This is a genomic window from Alteromonas sp. ABD4_190, from assembly GCF_056160105.1.
In genome coordinates this window covers 1,633,647-1,652,708 of the sequence record NZ_JBSWWN010000001.1, presented here as the reverse complement: position 1 = coordinate 1,652,708, position 19,062 = coordinate 1,633,647, and the positions used below count along the sequence as shown (strand labels likewise).

The window sequence follows — 19,062 nt, the reverse complement described above, 5'->3', positions numbered from 1 at the left end:
TACGCCTAGACTCCATTACCAGGCTCTTCTACAGGAGCTATATTGGGGTTAATCAAAAACGTCAGCTTGAAGTCGCTTACCGCTATCGCTGTACTACTGTCAGCTTTTATCGACGACAATTCTGCGCCGATAAACGTATCAGAGTTTTCCAACGCGCGCATGAAATCTGATAGTCGATTATTAGAATCGCTTGTGCCTTCGATGCTGATGCGATTACCAGCACGACTCATCGCTTCAAAAGTAACACCAGCGGGTACGATAGACGCGAGCTTGTCGAAAACTACAGGCGTTACGTTTCGGTTAGCTTGAAGTTGTTCGATAAGCGCCATTCGTTGTTCCAGCGCACTTTTATTCTCTTTTACTTTCTTAATTTCACCAATTTGCGCGTCCAGAGCTGATATTTGACCCTGAAGGAACTGATTTCGAGAGTTTTGATTATTGATTTGCTGATCAAATGCTTGCGCAATAAACCAAAATATCAAACCCATTATAGCTGCTACTGCAACCAAGCCTAACAAGTATTGTTGTTTTTGGTGCTGACGTTGCTTCTCACGCCATGGAAGTAAATTTATATGTGCCATGGTGTGAAACTCCTACTTGCTAGTCCCGCTGCAATCGTCAATTGTGGCGCAATTTTGTTTAGTCTTTCACCATCTAATTTGGGATTGATTGAAATATCCTTAAATGGATTAAAACCAATTACGTTTAACCCGAGGTCTTGATTGAGAATTTCAACAAGAGGCTCAATATTGGCAGCGCCCCCACTCAATAGTATTTCTGTTGGGCGGTCAGCGTGCGTAGTGCTCATATACATCTGGAGCGCCCGGTTGATACTTTGCTGGAGATTTGCAGCAAAAATTGGAAGAGTATCTTCTACCCAGTTTCCTGGAAGCGTGCCATCTAGTAATTGGCGCTCTGCAACTTCACGCTCTACCATATGAATGGCACTAACGTCGTTTATGAGCTGATTTAATCCAAAAGTGTGTTCTTTCGTATAAATTACATTACCATTTTTAACCACACAAATTTGAAGAAGAGAGGCTCCCACATTAATGCAACAGATTGGCTTATCGTCAGCCTCGTTTGAATGGAAAAAACTCAACGCGTTTCCAATAGCATAGTTTTCCATATCAACAATTTTGGGTTCGAAGTTAGCTTCTCTTGCTAGTAATAACCGACTGTCGACTACGTCTTTGTGAGCGGCTGTCAATAACACGTTGACTTTACCTGAGTGAGTTTTGCTTGGCTCTATTTCTTCGAAATCTAAATACACCTCTTCAAGTGGATAAGGAATAAGGCTGTCGGCCTCTATCTCAATTTGACTTTCAAGGTCGTAATCATTCTGCTCAGGGTCCATATATACAATTTTACTGATAACAGAAGTGCCAGCAACAGCGATGTTTGCCAACTTTAGTTTAGTTTTTAATGATTTTTGAACTTTTTTAAGCGCAATGCTTACTGATTCGTAATCTTTAATATCCCGCTCTGAAAAAGCGATCTTGGTAATGGGTTCGCAGGCATAACCCTGAAGTATATACCCGTCTTTCGATTGCTCTAGCCATACCGCTTTTATTTGACGCGTCCCTATGTCTAAGCCCACAATCGACGGCAGCTTTTTTTTAAACAGCGATTTCATGTGTAAATTTCCATTTTATTGTTTTTATACAGCGATTTCATTTGCAATTGTCCGGTTTCAAAGGTAGTTGCTCTAAAGTACAATACTACTCTAATAGAATTCTGCGTATGGTTCTAGAGATAAAACATACGTATAGAATATACGTTATTTTAACAAAATGTCTTGGTATTCGTTACAGTGAAGTACATTAAACCACTTATTTTACTTAGTTTTCTATCAATTTTGCTTGGTTCGGCAGCGTTAGTTGGTATTTACCTTTATATCAAACCTGATCTGCCAAGTGTTACTGTACTAAAGGATGTGCGACTGCAAACACCTATGCAGATATACACCAAAGACGGGAGACTTATTTCACAATATGGAGTTAAACGAAGAATTCCTGTGAAGCTTGAAGAAGTTCCACATGAATTAGTCGATGCCATACTTGCCACAGAAGATAGTCGCTTCTACGAACACCACGGCATTGATCCTATCGGTATTATGCGTGCTGCAGTTAGCTTGGTGCTAACGGGCGAAAAGCGCCAGGGCGCGAGTACATTAACTATGCAGTTAGCAAGAGGGTTCTTTCTTAGCCGTGAAAAAACCTATATTCGTAAAATAAAAGAAATTTTTATTGCATTACACATGGAGCAGGAGCTTTCTAAGCAAGAAATTCTCGAACTATACCTCAATAAAATTGAGTTAGGTCATAGGTCCTTTGGTTTTGGTGCGGCTGCTCAAGTGTACTATGGCAAACCGCTTAACAAGCTTTCATTAGCTCAAATTGCTACTATTGCCGGTCTTCCCAAGGCGCCATCAGTGCTTAACCCTATCAGTGGGCCGCAACGCTCTGTTGAGCGCAGACGAGTGGTGTTACTTCGCATGCTTGACGAAGGATACATCACTAAAACGCAGTTTGATGAAGCTGCCAATGCGCCAGTTTCAGCAAAGAAGCACGGTGCCGAAATTGAAGTTGATGCCCCTTATTTGGCTGACACCATTTATAACGAAATGGTTGAAATTTATGGCAAAGAAGAGGCGGAAACGGGCGGTTATCAAGTTTACGCTACAGCTACCTCTGACCTTCAACTAGCCGCACAACGTGCTGTGGTAAGAAACCTTCATGACTATGATGAGCGTCACGGTTATAAAGGCGCTCTTGGGTACTTATGGAATATTCCTAAGAAAGAAGGAAAAAATGACGCAATCCCACAGCTTTCGTTAAGTTTTGATATAAGCAATAAAACAACACGAGAAGAGTGGGACAACGAATCACTCATGCGTGTGCTTGAAGAAATTCCTCATATCAAACCCTTATTACCGTCTGTAGTTACAAAGGTAAATGATCAGTCAATCGATGTGCTTGCCGTTGATGGAAGAACCATTACGGTAGAGTGGGATGGCCTCGATTGGGCTAGACGCTACATTACGGATTTTAGGCAGGGTAGTGACCCTAAAACCGCCTCAGATGTAACCCAAGAAGGCGCAGTAATTTATATCAGGCAGCAAGAAGGGCAGTGGCGCATTTCGCAAATCCCCGAGGTAAGCGGAGCCTTTATTGCACTTAACCCGAAAAACGGCGCGGTTGAAGCCGTGGTTGGCGGTTATAGCTTCTACCAAAGCCAATTTAATAGGGCTACCCAGGCTAAGCGTCAAGTGGGTTCAAACATTAAACCTTTCGTTTATTCAGCAGCAATAGACAGTGGTTACACACTCGCATCTATTATAAACGACGCGCCTATAAACCAATGGAATGCGGCAACAGGCGTTGCCTGGCGACCACAGAACTCACCGGCAGAGTACGATGGCCCAATAAGAATGCGCAAAGCCTTGGGCAAATCTAAAAACGTGGTATCGGTTCGATTACTTCGCGGTGTTGGTCTAAGAGAAACGGCAGATTATTTAACCCGGTTTGGTTTTAACAAAGACGACATTCCATTAGATGAAACTGTATCTCTAGGTTCGAGTTCGCACACGCCGCTTGAAGTGGTAAGAGGAATGTCGGTTATCGCTAACGGAGGCTACCTGGTAAACCCTCACTTTATCAGTAAGGTGCTGGACGAAAATGGTGATGAGCTATGGAAGGCAAACCCGGTTTGGGCATGTAATCGTTGTGAGAATCAAAGCGACCCGGAAATATTACCCGAAGACGAAGAAGCTGATATTGAGGCTTTACTTGCCGCAGAATTAAATCAAGACATTTTGCTTAGTGACGTCGACGGTGATGAAGGCGAAGAAAAAGTGATAGCGCCACAGGTAATCACTGCACAAAACGCCTTTTTAGTAGCAGAGATGATGCGTACAGCGGTTAGAGCAAACGGGAATTGGAGTAAAAAAACCTATTGGCTAGGCACAGGCTGGCGTGCTCGCAATATTCTTCAGCGTACTGATATTGCAGGTAAAACAGGTACAACGAATGATTCACGAGATACCTGGTTTAGCGGCTTCCATAAGGACTTAGTTGCAACAACCTGGGTTGGCTTCGACAACATGGGCCGTCAACTAGGCCGTGCAACGCGAAACCAAAACCTTATCAATAAAAACCCTGAGAAGTTCAACTGGATTGGTAACGCTTTGATTGGTATCGAAGATGGAGCTAAAGCGGCGGAGCCTGCGTGGATCCGATTTATGCAACATGCCCTTGAAAGTAAACCGCATACGCCGATGCCCGTACCAGAAGATATAGTGCGTGTTCGCATTGATCGTACCAGTGGAAAGTTGACCAGACGCACAGACCATACGACACTATTCGAATATTTCCTGCAAGGTACTGAGCCAACTACTTACGTTCGCGATGACGAAGTGTTAGATCCAGCCACGCAGGACAACACTACTGCGCCAGAGCCAGAAGAAATATTCTAATTATAAAAAAGCACGCTGTGTGCGTGCTGCTTTAGGCGAAGGCGATGTATTTGCCCTGAACTCATTATCGGAAAACCAATGTCAGAAGATTCACAGCGATATCTTTATATTCCTCATGCCGGCCCTTCACTGCTGGAAACTCCCCTACTGAATAAAGGCAGCGCCTTCACTGCGCGCGAGAGAGCTGCGTTTAACTTAACCGGTCTTGTGCCTCCACGGTACGAAACTATTGAAGAGCAAGTTGAACGCGCCTATTTGCAATACAGTAGCTTCGATGAAGCACTCAATAAGCATATTTACTTACGTGCTATTCAAGACAACAACGAAACCTTATTTTATCGCCTTATTCAAAAGCACATCGATGAGATGATGCCTATCATCTACACGCCAACAGTCGGTGATGCATGTGAACAGTTTTCTGATATTTATCGCAGTTCACGAGGCTTATTTGTGTCTTATGAAGAGCGCCATCAGCTAGATGATATCGTTCGTAATGCGACTAAGCGCAAAGTGAAGGTAATTGTTGTAACAGACGGTGAGCGTATTTTAGGCCTGGGAGACCAAGGTATCGGGGGGATGGGCATTCCTATCGGTAAGCTTTCGCTTTACACCGCTTGCGGGGGAATTAGCCCGGCATACACATTGCCCGTAATGTTAGATGTAGGAACTAATAACGAAAAGCTACTAAACGACCCAATGTATATGGGAGCGCGCCATCCGCGTATTGGACAGGAAGAATACGACGAATTCGTTGATATGTTCATTAACGCTGTAAAGCGACGTTGGCCTGATGTCATGATTCAGTTTGAAGATTTTGCGCAGCCAAACGCTATGCCGTTATTAAACCGCTATCGCAACGATGTATGCTGCTTTAATGACGATATTCAAGGCACCGCTGCAGTTACTCTTGGCACTATTCTGGCGGCGTGTAAAACCAAGCAGCAGAAGCTAAGAGACATGAAAGTTGTGTTCGTTGGGGCGGGCTCTGCGGGCTGTGGTATTGCTGAAATGCTAATTCAGCAAATGGTATTTGAAGGCCTTACTGACGAACAAGCGCGTAAGCAAGTGTTTATGATTGACCGTTTTGGCTTGGTAACTGAAGGCATGGAAGGTTTGCGCGACTTTCAACAAAAACTTCAGCAGAAGAATGCCGATTTGGCAGATTGGACATTCAGCGGTGACTACGCCTCTTTGTTAGATGTGATGCACTGCGCGAAACCAGACGTACTTATTGGTGTTTCGGGTCAGCCAGGCCTATTCACTGAGCAAGTTATCCGTGCCATGAAGCAAGGTTGTGAACTGCCGATTATCTTCCCGTTAAGCAACCCTTCTCGCCAGGTTGAAGCGCGTCCAGAGCAAGTAATTGAATGGACCGAAGGTGAGGTTATTATTGCAACCGGGAGCCCGTTTAAGCCTGTTGAGTACAATGGCAATGTCATCCCTATTGCTCAGTGTAATAACTCTTATATTTTCCCTGGTATTGGTCTTGGTGTTGTTGCATCAAAAGCGAAGTTAATTAGCGATGAAATGCTAATGGCAGCAAGTAATGCTCTGGCGGCAGCGTCGCCATTAGTCAACACCGGTCAAGGTTCATTATTGCCACCACTTGCAGCAATTGCAGAAATTAGCCGTGAGATTGCTTTTGAAGTGGGCAGAGTAGCGATGGAGCAGGGACTAGCCTTGGAAATGTCTGACGACGCACTGCGCGCCAGCATTGAGCGAAACTTCTGGAAAGCAGAGTATCGCCCTTATAAGCGCGTTAGCATCTAATAAGTGTTCACGTTATCGAAAAGCAGGCTTAGCCTGCTTTTTTTGTGCGTGTAATAACTGTTTCTACTATTACTTACTAATTAAAAGCAGAATTAAATAATCATCTAACGGCTGGCTCCATTTCACGACCTGAATCCCATCAAATGTAATATGGTGTTGCCTATGCGCAACATTTCCTTTGTATTATTCAAATATCATATTATTGTTTTTTAGTTAAGCTCTTGTAATTTATCGATTATTTTTATTTGGCACAATGATTGATATACCTATTATTAGTTATAACAAGGAGCAAGAGGTGTTATTGATGACAAAGTTAAAAAACAAGGTAAGTCCTTTGAGTGCGCGAGTTATTAAGCGCTCATTCTCTACGTCGTTAGTTATGGCAGCTCTTGCAACACTGTCTGCTTGTGATGCAACTCATGTTGAGGTTGTAGCACATGATGAAAAGGCTACTGAAAAAGTTATCGAGCCTACTTCAGAAAGTACCCTAGATGAACAAAGTGAAATGTTTGCCTATCTAGATGAGTCCGACCTGATTGACGCCTATTACAAAGTTAAGTAACTCACTATTACTCTTCTACACACTATCGATACTGCCACAGTTGTAGCGGGCGACACTACAACGGTAACCATCGAATAGTACCAGTTTGCGGGCAAAGGACTGCTCGCCTTTTATTATTAAAGCCGTGCTTTGTATCTTTACAAAGCGCGGTTTTTTTATGTCAGTAACCGTATATCACCGTTTATTAGTCGACAGGGTTGAGCTATAAGTCTTTAAAAGCTGTTCTTAATAGCTATGTATTGTAGTACAACTTTTGCAGTAATCATTACCAATAAAGAACCTATAAGGATTTGCTATGTCGACAGAAAGTACCTACACCCCACCAGAAGTTTGGACACAGGCTGAGGATGATGGCAACAAGTGGGCCAGCATAAACCGCCCTGTGTCGGGCGCTACCCATGAAAAGGCTCGTCCGAATGGTAAACACGGTTTGCAGCTATACTCGTTAGCCACGCCTAACGGTCAAAAAGTGACTATCATGCTTGAAGAGCTGTTAGCTGCTGGCGTGAACGAAGCAGAATACGACGCTTGGCTGATTAACATTGGTGAGGGCGACCAGTTTTCTTCCGGGTTTGTCGACGTTAATCCGAATAGTAAAATTCCTGCTATGGTCGACACGACAACGTCACCAGAAACCAAGCTATTCGAGTCGGGGTCGATATTAGTTTACTTGGCGGAAAAATTCGGTAAGTTCATTCCGCAAGATGCCCATGCCAAGACGGAATGTTTCAACTGGCTGTTCTGGCAGGTGGGGTCAGCGCCCTACTTAGGCGGTGGCTTCGGACACTTCTACAGTTACGCGCCGTATCCAATGGAATATCCTATCAATCGCTTTACTATGGAAACTAAGCGTCAGCTAGACGTGCTAGACAAGCACTTAGCAAACAATGAGTTTATGGCGGGAAAAGAATACAGCATTGCTGATATGGCTATATGGCCATGGTATGGCAATCTAGTGCTTGGAAATCTGTACGATGCCGCAACGTTTCTTCAAGTACACGAGTACACAAATTTAGTTCGTTGGGCTAAGCAACTAGAGCAGCGTGAAGGGGTTAAACGAGGTCGTATCGTCAACAAGACCTGGGGAGACGATGGCCAGTTAGAAAACCGCCACAGCGCCAAAGATATCGACGATGCACTCGCCAACACCTAATTAATGGGGTCAGAGTACATTACTCAAATGACGGGGTCAGAGTACTTTAGTTATGTTTGTCATCTTTTTAGCATCAGAATGGCTAAGGAAGGGGGATAGACAAAAACCGAGATCAAAAAGTACTCTGACCCCAATTTTCAAATGAGCTCTGCCACACTCTTTAAGTAGGCTTGTTGAAGTGGAGTGAAATCCCACTCATTCAGGGGCTCATTAAATTCAAAGTTGCCCACTCGGCCTCGCCAGCTTTCTGTGGGTGCTGTTGTCCAGTTTTTCATATATACCAGCTTTCCATGTAGGCAGTGTAACACTTCAAGTTTTGGTGGTTCTGCCGAACTGTAAGCTACCCGCTCCGAGACAATAGCGCCTTCTTCACAGTCTTGGTCAAAAAACACAAAACCCCGGTAGTTGCCCTTTTCGGTAATGGTAACGAGTGATGCATATTCTTTACTCTCGGACACTTTTCTGAGCGCAGGCAAATAGCCATCAACTCGCTTTATTTGAAGCCCTTGTGATTTGTTATGCCACTGCCAACCCGAACTGCCCATAAAACTTAGCTCGCTGTTCTTGCTGTTAATACGCCAAAGTGTTTCAAAGGTATTCCAAGAAGCAAAGGCAATGATGCACAACATTATAAAACCGGTGATAAATATGAGTGGCTTTGTCATGAGGCAAGCCCCTAGTAGATTGCGGATGCTTATTGTGCCTTTTACGAAAAAAGCACACCGCTAGACTTTCATTGCAAAAAAGTAATTCGTTTTGCTCTATCTTTTTATCGCCTATATCGAACTAAAATAGTGAGCGTGTCAGCTGAAGAACCCATGGAATTTGCACATTTCACCATTTATTTTAGATGCCAGACAATAGCGATGAGTAGCTTTCGCTCCTTCCAGTCATAAAAAACTCGCCGATACTTACCTTCATCTTACGACGCCCCAGCAGCAAAAACAGATATTCAAAAATATTCACCTAGTAAAGGTGTTTTAGCGTAATTTGAAATCACGATTAGCATTATCTATTTTGTTCACTTTAATTGTTGTTGTGAATCAGCGATTATCTTTTTAAACGAAAAAGGTGATTAACGAAACATTGTTAATTGCGCATATAGCCCCCAGTTTTAGCGAGACTATTAGTAAAGCTGAAAAGAGGGCGAGAAATGAATTAGAAGGAATTCGCAATGAGTAAGTGTCCATTTTCAGGTACAACTATAAATCCTACCACGCTAACATCTAGCAATGGTGCGCCCGTTGCTAATGACAATCAAAGTCGAACTGCAGGACCACGTGGCCCCGTTACTTTCGACAACCACTATTTGTTCGAGAAGCTTGCGCACTTTAACCGCGAGCGAATCCCAGAGCGCGTAGTTCACGCCAGGGGCAGTGCAGCGTATGGTACGTTTACGCTAACTAAAAGTTTGTCTGATTATACTATTGCTGATTTCTTGCAAAAAGAAGGGCAGAAAACCGATGTGTTTTTGCGGTTTTCTACTGTAGGTGGTGGTCAAGACTCAAGCGATTACGCTCGTGACCCACGTGGGTTTTCGGTGAAGTTTTACACGGAACAGGGTAACTGGGATATGGTGGGGAACAACACGCCCGTATTCTTCTTGCGAGACGGCATTAAGTTCCCTGACTTCATACACAGCCAGAAGAAGAACCCACGTACTAACTTGCCAGATCCGCAGGCGGTATATGAGTTTTGGGCAAACAACCCTCAGTCATTACATCAATCAACTATTTTGATGTCTGACCGTGGTATCCCGTATTCATACCGTCATGTGAATGGCTATAGCTCACATACCTTGAGCTTTTGGAACAACGCCGGTGAGCGATATTGGGTGAAGTGGCACTTTAAAACTAACCAAGGTATCAAAACGCTTACTAACGAAGAAGCAGCGAAAATGCCTGCCTATGGTGCCCAACAAGATCTTGTTGAAAGTATTGATAACGGTGATTTTCCATCGTGGACAGTGAACGTGCAGATAATGACCGAAGAGGAAGCACGTAATTATCGTATCAATCCGTTTGATCTTACCAAGGTATGGCCGCACAGCGACTTCCCGTTAATTGAAGTAGGACAGTTGGAGCTAAACCGTAATGTTGATAACTACTTTGCAGAAACTGAGCAAGCAGCGTTCGCGCCGAGCAATTTGGTACCGGGTATTGGTGCATCGCCAGACAGAATGCTTCAAGCGCGATTAATTGGATATCAAGATGCACACAGGTACCGCATTGGTGCAAACTACAATCAAATACCGGTAAATGCACCACGTTGTCCGGTACACAATTATCAGCGAGATGGCGCTTTTGCAGGGATTAACCCAGCACTTGCGGGAAGTGGAGCGAACTTCTATCCAAATAACCGAGCGCGAATTGGTGAGCCTGCTGAAATGCCAGAGGTACAAGAGCCACCGATGCCTTTAGAGCAAGATGCATGGTTAGATATTTATGATAACCGTGATGAAGATAACTACTCTCAGGCAGGTAACCTGTATCGCATTATGAGTGAAGACCAAAAGCAGCAGTTGGTAAACAATATCGCTGATGGTTTAAGCCAAGCGACTCAAGATGTGCAAGAAGCCATGTTCGTTCAATACGACTTGGCAGATAGTGATTATGGCGCCCGTGTGAGACAGGCGGTATCTAACAGATAGAGTAAATGGGGTCAGAGTTAATTTTGGAAAAAGTACTCTGACCCCGCTTTTTTACTGGGTAGCGACTAGGGCGTAAACGTGTAAGCGAATGGCTTGAAGCGCACGTTCTTTCCAATTGTTCCAAGTAATACGGTTGCTAATTTCGTGCTGATTTAACGTGATATAACCATGATTTAGCGCCCACACCTGCATAGCAACATCTTGCTTTTCTTCAACAGACAGGTCTTTTTTAATTAACGCAGCGGTAAGCTTAGTTAGCGTGATAAAGGCTTTTTCACCTGCCTCTATCGCCTCATCTGATGGCGTATAGTCTTTCAAATTAGAAGCAAAAATTAACCGATAATGGGCTGCATGGGTTTCTGAAAACGTTAAAATACGCTCGCAGCCATTAATCACTTTTTCTGCCGCAGTATTACCGTCGGCTGCCAACATTTCACGCTCTACTAGTTCAAAACCTTCAATATAGAGCGCATCTAAAATACCCTGCTTACCTTTGAAATGGCTATAAATGCCTATAGTAGACATACCTGCACCGTCAGCAATGGCGCGCACGCTAAGCGCGTTTGTACCGCCTTTTAAAAACAGTGCTGAAGCAGCATCTAAAATCTTTTGTCGCGTATCTTTTTTCATTTACACATCATTTACATGTTGCGCAATATAACACCGTTATGTAAGGTGGCTTAATAACGCTGTTATATCTCTTGGTTTAACATTCAACCTGCCTGGCCGCAGGTTATTCATAAGGATACTATATATGAAAACTGAGCAATTAACCTGCGATTATTTGATTGTAGGCGCTGGAGCGGTAGGGATGGCATTCGCTGATGTACTGCTTCACGAAACAAACGCTAACATTTTGATTGTAGATAAAAATGCGAAGCCCGGCGGGCATTGGAATTATGCCTACCCCTTCGTTACCCTTCACCAGCCTTCAGCGTTCTATGGCGTATGCTCAAAAGAGCTAAATCGGGGCGTAATCGACAAGTGTGGAATGAATGAAGGTCTAATGGGGTTAGCTTCAGGCCAAGAAGTTAGCGCGTATTTCGATGCGGTAATGAATGAAACCTTTTTGCCTTCAAATCGAGTGCAGTATTACCCGCTATGCGAATACAAAGGAAACAAACAGTTTATTTCTACCTTAAGTGGCAAGCAGTATAACGTGACTGTGAACAAGAAAATTGTTGATGCTACTTATCTAAACACCAATATTCCGCTTACCCATACTCCAAGCTTTACTCGCGACCATGATGTAGCGTTTACGCCAGTTAATACCCTGGTTGAAAATATCGAAGGCTTTGAAAACTACGTGGTTGTCGGTGGTGGTAAAACGGGTATTGACACCTGCCTATGGCTGCTTGAAAACCACGTAGCGCCGCATAATATTCATTGGGTGGTATCGCGAGATGCGTGGTTACTCAACCGTAAAAATACCCAGCCCTTAGATGACTTCTTCTTCGACTCTATTGGGGCACAAGCAAATCAAATGGAAGCTATTGCTGCTTCAACCTCCATTGAAGATATGTTCGACAAGTTAGAGGAACGCGGTGTTCTGTTGCGTTTAGATAAAAACGTAAGACCCAGTATGTTCCACGGGGCAACGGTAAGCGAACTAGAGCTTAAAGCCTTACAAACGCTGCCATCTGTCGTTAGACAAGGTCGGGTTAAGCATATCAGCCGCGATAAGCTTCAATTTGAAGATACCACGTGGAATATGCCAGATAACGTACTTGTTATTGACTGTTCTGCTTCAGCGCTTACTAATTTAGAGATGAAAGCGGTGTTTGATGGCGACACCATCACCCCTCAAACAGTACGTGCCTATCAACCCGTCTTTAGTGCAGCGCTTATTGCCCACGTAGAGGCGGCCTACAGCGATGAACAACAAAAGCAGATGCTGACACAAGTGGTCCCATTACCTAATCGTGACGTCGACTGGTTACCCATGACTGCTGCCATGTTGCGAAACATGCAAATTTGGGGGGAAGACACAGCGCTTAAAGATTGGATCTACCATTGTCGACTAGATGGCTTTTCAAAAATAGTGCACGGCGTGGCAAAAGACGATATGCAAAAAATGCAGGTATTAGGACGTTTGAAAGAAGCTGCAGCACCGGCCATGCAAAAGCTGATGACTTATATCCACGGCTTAAAAGCTACTGGGCAACTTTAAGAGGTTACAAATAGCGATGAAACAGTTTCAAATAGACAAAACGAACCCAAACCGTTTTTCGAATAATGCAAACAGAAGCTAGTCATGATAACGCGCAGATAGAGGGAGCTGGAAAGGCGAAAAGCCTAGTAATCAAAATTGAAAGGTTCACGTTTACTGCCAATAACTTGACCTATTATATGGTGGGTGACAAGCTAGGGTATTGGCAGTTTTTTCCACCTTTTAATACTAGTAGCAACGAAAACTGGGGCGTTATTCCTGTATGGGGAGTGGGTCAAGTAATTAGCTCTAACAACGATAGAGTAGAAGTTGGGAGTCGTTTTCTAGGTTATTTTCCGCCCGCTGAATATTTGGTTATGAGTAACACTACAGTTAGTAGCAGTAACCTTATCGACTGTAGCCCTCATCGCTTGAAGTTGCCGCAAGGTTATAACGTCTATCGTCCACTGCCTGCCCAAAAGAGCGATGCTAACGCTGAAGTAATCACTAAGCAGCACAGCCAAGAAAATTTTCAGATGTTGCTGTGGCCGCTATACGCAACGTCTTACTGTCTATCAGAAGTAGTCGATGCTATACCTGGGGCACAAAGAGAGCAGTTATTAGTATTAAGTGCTTCAAGCAAAACCAGTTTAGGGCTTGCCTTTGCGTTAAATGAAGCCGGTATTAGCGCGATAGGCGTCACCTCTGAAAAGCGCATTGCATCACTTGAAGCGTTAAATGTTTACAGCACTGTTATTAGCTATGAACAGCTGGAAATGTTGCAACTAAAAAGCACCGTTGTGGTCGACATGTCCGGCAATGCCAAGGTTAAAGACTCAATAAAACATAAACTTGGTGTGCATCTAAGCAGGTACATTAACGTTGGGCTTACTCACTGGCAGGACGTTAAGCCCGCAAGCGATGAGGAGTTCTTCTTTGCGCCTGCTCATATACAGCAGCGCATGTCTGAGGTTGGGGCTGCTGAGTACCAGAAATTGAGTAGTGGATTTGTATCAAAGGCCATAGCGTGGAGCGCAAGTTGGTTGAACGTGAAAGAGCGTGAAGGGCTGAGCACGTTACAAGATGACTTTAGCCAGCATCAACAAGGTCAAATCCCCTCAAGCGAAGGAAGAATTTATACACTCGTTTAGTGTGTAACCCAGACACTTGCATTGAGTTCGAGCGCTTTGATAAAAGCGCTCGTTCGAAGGAGTTTTCACACGTATTGGTTGAAATACTCAGTAACTTTAGGCCATAGATGCTGACATTTTCGTGAGAAAAACTTCATGTGGCCTATTTCTTTTACGTTATGGGCCTGAGGGTCGAGTTCCTCCACTTGCGCTTCCATATTGGGGAAAACGCTAATCATATCGTGAACGTTGCGAATATTAGCAATGTAGTCGTCGTTGGCGAGTAACCACTTAGAAGGAATTTGAATAGTGTCGTAGTGGTGCTGGTTAATATCACTGCCAAACCCTGTTTTTACGTAGCCTTTGCCGTTACACCATTTTTGCCATTGGCGCGCTACTTTTTTAGGTAGTGGTTCTCCCATGCCTACCCACTGAGATTTCGTATGGCCGAACAGTAAATTACTCACGGGGATATAGAAATTCATAAAGAAATGCGCTTTTAGCAAATAGCTTTTACGCATGTTTCGCAAGCTTCCTGATGAACTGCCAAAGTTACAAAAAGCAGTGAGGTCGTGTACGTTATGCATCAAACCCAGTAGTTGACCACCTGCGCTATGACCAACAAGAAAATAGGGGACATTAGGGAAATGAACCTTTAGTGTCTCTAGCACCGCCGGCATATCTTGTTCACCCCAGGTTACAAGTGATGCATCGCTTTGTTTAACGCTGCCCTTTACCGACTCGCCAATACCTCGGTTATCGAACGTGATAACGCCAAACCCTTGCTCACACAAATAAGTGGAAAATGCGCGGTAAAACTGACGTTTAATACCCGTTGCGGGACCAATCATAACGGCTGCTTTAGCAGGCTGCTCGGGGGTGAAAAGAGAGGCTGCAAGTGGCGTGCTATCAACGCAAGTAACAGTGATATTTTTAACACTCGTACTTTTTAGGGGGGCGTGTTGCTTTATTTTGCTCGACATTGGAGATCTCGAAAACTCATCTGGTCAAACCAGTAAACCTTCTGCACCAATAAAATGCAATATCCTGACTATTTATTTTTTGATAGTTAGTGCTGAGTGATAAGTGACGCGCAAATGCTACTGCTTAGCTGGGATGGTAAGCCATAGCATTCGCGCTTTAAAACAAGAGATTTCCTAAACCGTTAAGGTAAACACTTTAGAATTGCGCTGGAAGTTATATAGCTCTTTCTTTACGGCAGGTAACGCACTAATGTCAGCAGGTTCAAACCCTTGCTCCAAAAACCAGTGTGCGGTAACTGTGGTCAGTACAAAAATACTGTTGATACCGGCTTCTTTAGCACGCGTTCGCACTTCATCTAGAATCCGTTCGCCACGGTTTTTACCGCGATAATCTTGGTGGGTCGCCACACAAGCTAGTTCGGCGCAGCCGTCTTCAGGATATAAATACAAAGCTGCGCACGCGATGATCATGCCGTCTCGCACTATCACGATAAACTGGTTGATTTCGTTCTCTAAACGCTCTCTAGAGCGCTTAACTAACACGCCGCTTTCTTCTAGCGGTTTTATTAGCTTTAAGATCCCGCCCACATCTTCGATAGTCGCTGCACGCAGTTGTTCGTAATGGTGTTCCATTACAAGCGAACCCGTACCGTCACGGGTGAACAGCTCTTGAAGCAATGCGCCGTCCTTTTCAAAGCTGATGCAGTGGGCACGGGGAACACCTGCAGCTACGCTGGTGGTAAGAGCGCTTAACACCGTATCTTCGGTTGTAATGTCGCCCGCCATCATCAACTGTTCTAGCTGAGGGCGTTCAATGGTGCGAAGTAAACGTCCGTCACGGTTGTATACGCCATCATAGTTTGAAAATACGATAAGTTTGTCAGCTTTAAGGGCTATAGCCGCCTGCGTAGCTACATCTTCGTGAGATAAGTTAAACACCTCTCCCGTTGATGAATAGCCCATAGGCGATAGCAACACAATCGAGCCATCGTTTAAATGATCGTTAATGCCGGTCGTATCAATACGGCGCACTAACCCCGTGTTCTCAAAATCAACACCGCCTCTCACGCCCATTGGCTTGGCCACCACCAAGTTGCCCGAGCACACGCGTATTTGCGAGCCGTGCATAGGTGAATTCGGCAGCCCCATGGTAAGCAGAGCTTCTACTTGTGAGCGCACCGAGCCTGCGGCATCTTTTACGCACTCAAGAGTCTGTTTATCGGTAATGCGTACACCGCCTTCAAAGCGGCCTTCAATATTGCGAAGGGCTACGCGCTGATCAATCTGCGGGCGGGCACCGTGCACTACGACCACGCGCACGCCCAAGCTGTTAAGCAGGGCAATATCGTGAATAATATTTGGGAAATTAGGATGCTCAATGGCTTCGCCACCGAACATCAAAACGAAGGTCTTTCCCTGGTGAGCATTAATATAGGGCAGTGAACTGCGAAACAGTTTTATGCCGTCATGATGCGCTAATACCATCTAAGCAGTTCCTTGTCGCTACCCTTGCTTATCCAAGTCTTCCAGCTCTTGATACAGTGCTTTAGTAACTGTTTCTTTGCTGGTTCCGCCAAGGATATTGCGCTGGTTTACACCGTATTCTAATTGAAGTACTGGATAAACATCGTCTTCGATTTTATCGCAAATCGCCTGCATGTCGCTTAGCGGTAAATCTTCAATAGCGCAGCCTTTGTCGATAGCCTGAAGTACGACACGGCCCGCGATATCGTGGCCTGTTCTAAACGGCACACCTTTACCAACCAAGTAATCTGCAAGCTCGGTTGCATTAGAAAAGCCTTGAGTTGCCGCAGTACGACAGCGCTCTTCATTAAGCTGCAGTGAGTCGAGCACTTCGCTGGCAATGCATAAACAAATATGCCACTGGTTTACCGTATCGATAGCGCCTTCTTTGTCTTCTTGCATATCTTTGTTATATGCAAGTGGAAGACCCTTCATGGTAACCAAAAGTGCTTGTAACGAGCCAAATACACGGCCGCATTTGCCACGCATTAACTCTAGTGCATCTGGGTTTTTCTTCTGCGGCATAAGCGATGAACCAGAAGTTACGCTATCGCCTAACTGTAAGAAACCGGCTTCGCCAGAGTTATAGAAAATCATGTCTTCGGCAAGACGAGACAAATGCATCATGCTGGTGCTGGCTACAAATAAAAGCTCTAGCACAAAGTCTCTATCCGACACAGCGTCTAGGCTGTTAAGGCATGGAGAGTCAAAGCCCAGCTCTTCAGCAATGGCGTGACGATCTACAGGAAACGTGGTACCTGCCAATGCGCCAGAACCTAAAGGGCACTGATTCATGCGTACTTTTAAGTCGTCTAAACGGCTTAAGTCACGCTTTAGCATTTCAACGTAAGCTAAGCACCAGTGTGCAAAGTGAATAGGTTGTGCACGCTGTAAGTGAGTGTAACCTGGGATGATCGCTTCTTGATGACGGCTTGCGGCATTTAGAAGAGATTTAATAACACCTAAAACATCAGCACGAAGTGAGGTAATATGTTCTCGTACCCACAGGCGAAAGTCAGTAGCCACCTGGTCGTTACGGCTACGACCTGTGTGTAGTTTACGGCCAATATCGCCAAGCTTTTCAATAAGCGCAGCTTCTACAAAGCTGTGAATATCTTCTTCGCTCGATGCGTTAAAGTCTAATTCTCCAGCATCGGCTTTCGCTTTTAACTCGCTAAGTGCTGCTTCAAGCTGTGCTTGTTCGTCAGCAGTTAGTACGCCTGCCTTTTGCAGCGCACGAGACCAGCTGATAGAGCCTTGAATATCTTGGCTTGCCATAACTTGGTCAAACGGCAGCGAGTCGTTAACCTGTTTAAACATACTACTTGCACCGGACTCAAACCGGCCACCCCACAACGCCATGCGATGCTCCTTAAATACTGTTTGTTGCCTTTGATACCTGCGCGTAGCTGCTAAAAGCTACGCGCGGTATACAATTAACCTTGATTTTTTAGTGCTTCAATACGACTTGAAAGACTGAATAGGCGGATAAAGCCCTCAGCGTGCTTCTGGTCGTAAACATCGTCTGCACCAAAGGTAGCAAAGTCTTCAGAGTAAAGGCTGTTGGGCGATTTACGCTGGGTAACGGTAGCTTGGCCTTTATAAAGCTTAACCACTATCTCGCCTGTCACTTTCTTAGCAAAAGACGCTGCACCAGCAAGCAGTGCATCGTTAAGGGCAGTAAACCAACGGCCATCGTACATAACATGTGAGAACTCAAGGCCAATTTGCTCGCGGTATTTAAGCGCCGCTTTATCTAGCACCATAGTTTCTAGCGCTTTATACGCTTTAAGTAATACAGTGCCTCCTGGCGTTTCATAACAACCACGTGACTTCATGCCTACAAGGCGGTTTTCAACAATGTCGATACGCCCAACACCGTGTGCCGCAGCAACAGTATTAAGTTTAACTAGCGCTTGATAAGGCGATAGTGCTTCACCATCAACATGAGTCAGCTTACCTTCGTCAAAAGACAGGGTAACGCGCTCAGGCGTGTCTGGTGCATCTTCTGGGTCAACCGTCATGGTCCACACTTGCTTGGTAGGCTCTTGCCATGGATCTTCAAGCTCGCCGCCTTCATGTGAGATGTGCCATGCGTTTGCATCACGGCTATATATTTTTGTCGCTGACGCTGTTGTCGCAATATTGCGCTCAGCGAGGTACGCAAGTAAGTCTTCGCGGCTTACCATATCCCACTCACGCCACGGCGCGATAACGGTAAGATCTGGAGCAAGGGCGGCAAAGGTGCTTTCAAAACGCACCTGGTCGTTACCTTTACCGGTACAACCGTGACATAGGGCGTCTGCACCTACTTTACGGGCAATCTCAACTTGCGCTTTTGCGATTACCGGGCGCGCCATTGACGTACCAAGTAAATATTCCCCTTCGTATACTGCACCTGTCGTGATAGTAGGGAAGATATATTCGCTTACGAACTCTTCTTTTAAATCAACAATGTGGCACTCGCTCGCGCCAGACGCGATAGCTTTCTCGTGAAGGCCTTCTAGCTCTTCATCACCTTGGCCCACATCTGCCGCAAATGCGACAACTTCACAGCCATAGTTTTCTTTAAGCCATGGAATGATGGCCGATGTATCAAGCCCGCCTGAATAGGCCAGCACGATTTTTTTAACGTTTTGCATCTAAATAATCCTTCTAAGCGTC

At 44.8% G+C, this 19,062-nt stretch carries 15 protein-coding genes; 7 read left to right on the top strand and 8 right to left on the bottom strand.

Translation table 11 applies throughout. The features are described from left to right. Positions 1-5 precede the first annotated feature (5 nt). Together ACXAFM_RS07330 and pilM are read right to left on the bottom strand one after the other, a co-directional pair. A complete protein-coding gene (locus ACXAFM_RS07330; RefSeq protein WP_474828222.1) occupies positions 6-581 on the bottom strand; it encodes a PilN domain-containing protein in 576 nt (191 codons plus the stop codon). After that, positions 569-1,636, bottom strand: coding sequence for a type IV pilus assembly protein PilM (gene pilM, locus ACXAFM_RS07325; protein WP_474828220.1), 1,068 nt, complete (start codon positions 1,634-1,636; stop codon positions 569-571). The genes ACXAFM_RS07330 and pilM overlap by 13 nt, the downstream gene beginning before the upstream one ends. Positions 1,637-1,813: 177 nt before the next feature. Here pilM and ACXAFM_RS07320 point away from each other — a divergent pair, with 177 nt between their 5' ends. The 4 genes from ACXAFM_RS07320 to yghU all read left to right on the top strand — a co-directional run bounded on the left by ACXAFM_RS07320 (position 1,814) and on the right by yghU (position 7,962). Beyond that, positions 1,814-4,477, top strand: a complete 2,664-nt coding sequence (locus ACXAFM_RS07320; protein ID WP_474828218.1) for a penicillin-binding protein 1A — start codon at positions 1,814-1,816, stop codon at positions 4,475-4,477. 78 nt (positions 4,478-4,555) lie between these two features. Then, a complete protein-coding gene (locus ACXAFM_RS07315) occupies positions 4,556-6,247 on the top strand; it encodes an NAD-dependent malic enzyme (protein WP_474828215.1) in 1,692 nt (563 codons plus the stop codon). Positions 6,248-6,551: 304 nt separating this feature from the next. Beyond that, positions 6,552-6,809 carry a hypothetical protein gene (locus ACXAFM_RS07310; protein ID WP_474828213.1) on the top strand — a complete coding sequence of 86 codons (258 nt, stop codon included), beginning with the start codon at positions 6,552-6,554 and terminating at the stop codon, positions 6,807-6,809. Between the two features lie 295 nt (positions 6,810-7,104). Beyond that, entirely contained in the window at positions 7,105-7,962 is an 858-nt protein-coding gene (gene yghU / locus ACXAFM_RS07305; protein ID WP_474828211.1) for a glutathione-dependent disulfide-bond oxidoreductase, read from the top strand. Positions 7,963-8,099: 137 nt separating this feature from the next. On the opposite strand, the gene ACXAFM_RS07300 is transcribed toward yghU, so the two are convergent. After that, positions 8,100-8,627 carry a hypothetical protein gene (locus tag ACXAFM_RS07300; RefSeq protein WP_474834015.1) on the bottom strand — a complete coding sequence of 176 codons (528 nt, stop codon included), beginning with the start codon at positions 8,625-8,627 and terminating at the stop codon, positions 8,100-8,102. Positions 8,628-9,136: 509 nt separating this feature from the next. Here ACXAFM_RS07300 and ACXAFM_RS07295 point away from each other — a divergent pair. Further along, on the top strand, positions 9,137-10,612 hold the full coding sequence (locus ACXAFM_RS07295; RefSeq protein ID WP_474834013.1) for a catalase: 1,476 nt from the start codon (positions 9,137-9,139) through the stop codon (positions 10,610-10,612). 51 nt (positions 10,613-10,663) lie between these two features. Here the strand turns inward: ACXAFM_RS07295 and ACXAFM_RS07290 are convergent, their stop codons facing one another. Further along, the gene (locus ACXAFM_RS07290) at positions 10,664-11,242 is read right to left on the bottom strand and encodes a TetR/AcrR family transcriptional regulator (protein WP_039219244.1); all 579 of its coding nucleotides are present in this window, start codon (positions 11,240-11,242) and stop codon (positions 10,664-10,666) included. 124 nt (positions 11,243-11,366) lie between these two features. Here ACXAFM_RS07290 and ACXAFM_RS07285 point away from each other — a divergent pair, with 124 nt between their 5' ends. Both ACXAFM_RS07285 and ACXAFM_RS07280 read left to right on the top strand, forming a co-directional pair. Then, positions 11,367-12,782, top strand: a complete 1,416-nt coding sequence (locus ACXAFM_RS07285) for an NAD(P)-binding protein (RefSeq protein ID WP_474834011.1) — start codon at positions 11,367-11,369, stop codon at positions 12,780-12,782. A gap of 65 nt (positions 12,783-12,847) precedes the next feature. After that, positions 12,848-13,912, top strand: a complete 1,065-nt coding sequence (locus ACXAFM_RS07280) for a DUF2855 family protein (RefSeq protein WP_474834009.1) — start codon at positions 12,848-12,850, stop codon at positions 13,910-13,912. Positions 13,913-13,977: 65 nt separating this feature from the next. Here ACXAFM_RS07280 and ACXAFM_RS07275 read toward each other — a convergent pair whose 3' ends face one another. The 4 genes from ACXAFM_RS07275 to ACXAFM_RS07260 form a co-directional block, all read right to left on the bottom strand. After that, complete coding sequence (locus tag ACXAFM_RS07275) at positions 13,978-14,874, bottom strand: alpha/beta hydrolase family protein (protein ID WP_474834007.1); 897 nt, start codon at positions 14,872-14,874, stop codon at positions 13,978-13,980. 174 nt (positions 14,875-15,048) lie between these two features. Further along, positions 15,049-16,359 (bottom strand): amino-acid N-acetyltransferase, encoded by a 1,311-nt coding sequence (gene argA / locus ACXAFM_RS07270; RefSeq protein WP_474828199.1) that lies wholly within the window; start codon positions 16,357-16,359, stop codon positions 15,049-15,051. Between the two features lie 18 nt (positions 16,360-16,377). Further along, entirely contained in the window at positions 16,378-17,760 is a 1,383-nt protein-coding gene (gene argH / locus ACXAFM_RS07265) for an argininosuccinate lyase (RefSeq protein ID WP_474828197.1), read from the bottom strand. A 74-nt stretch (positions 17,761-17,834) separates the two neighbouring features. After that, positions 17,835-19,040 carry an argininosuccinate synthase gene (locus ACXAFM_RS07260; RefSeq protein ID WP_334050339.1) on the bottom strand — a complete coding sequence of 402 codons (1,206 nt, stop codon included), beginning with the start codon at positions 19,038-19,040 and terminating at the stop codon, positions 17,835-17,837. Positions 19,041-19,062 lie beyond the last annotated feature (22 nt).

Excerpts from the sequence above, each read along its gene's own strand:
- ACXAFM_RS07300 (WP_474834015.1), bottom strand. The coding sequence starts at position 8,627 with ATGACAAAGCCACTCATATTTATCACCGGTTTTATAATGTTGTGCATC.
- pilM (WP_474828220.1), bottom strand. The coding sequence starts at position 1,636 with ATGAAATCGCTGTTTAAAAAAAAGCTGCCGTCGATTGTGGGCTTAGAC.
- yghU (WP_474828211.1), top strand. The coding sequence starts at position 7,105 with ATGTCGACAGAAAGTACCTACACCCCACCAGAAGTTTGGACACAGGCT.
- ACXAFM_RS07260 (WP_334050339.1), bottom strand. The coding sequence starts at position 19,040 with ATGCAAAACGTTAAAAAAATCGTGCTGGCCTATTCAGGCGGGCTTGAT.
- argA (WP_474828199.1), bottom strand. The coding sequence starts at position 16,359 with ATGGTATTAGCGCATCATGACGGCATAAAACTGTTTCGCAGTTCACTG.
- ACXAFM_RS07310 (WP_474828213.1), top strand. The coding sequence starts at position 6,552 with ATGACAAAGTTAAAAAACAAGGTAAGTCCTTTGAGTGCGCGAGTTATT.
- ACXAFM_RS07275 (WP_474834007.1), bottom strand. The coding sequence starts at position 14,874 with ATGTCGAGCAAAATAAAGCAACACGCCCCCCTAAAAAGTACGAGTGTT.
- ACXAFM_RS07315 (WP_474828215.1), top strand. The coding sequence starts at position 4,556 with ATGTCAGAAGATTCACAGCGATATCTTTATATTCCTCATGCCGGCCCT.
- ACXAFM_RS07280 (WP_474834009.1), top strand. The coding sequence starts at position 12,848 with ATGCAAACAGAAGCTAGTCATGATAACGCGCAGATAGAGGGAGCTGGA.
- ACXAFM_RS07290 (WP_039219244.1), bottom strand. The coding sequence starts at position 11,242 with ATGAAAAAAGATACGCGACAAAAGATTTTAGATGCTGCTTCAGCACTG.
- argH (WP_474828197.1), bottom strand. The coding sequence starts at position 17,760 with ATGGCGTTGTGGGGTGGCCGGTTTGAGTCCGGTGCAAGTAGTATGTTT.
- ACXAFM_RS07285 (WP_474834011.1), top strand. The coding sequence starts at position 11,367 with ATGAAAACTGAGCAATTAACCTGCGATTATTTGATTGTAGGCGCTGGA.
- ACXAFM_RS07295 (WP_474834013.1), top strand. The coding sequence starts at position 9,137 with ATGAGTAAGTGTCCATTTTCAGGTACAACTATAAATCCTACCACGCTA.
- ACXAFM_RS07330 (WP_474828222.1), bottom strand. The coding sequence starts at position 581 with ATGGCACATATAAATTTACTTCCATGGCGTGAGAAGCAACGTCAGCAC.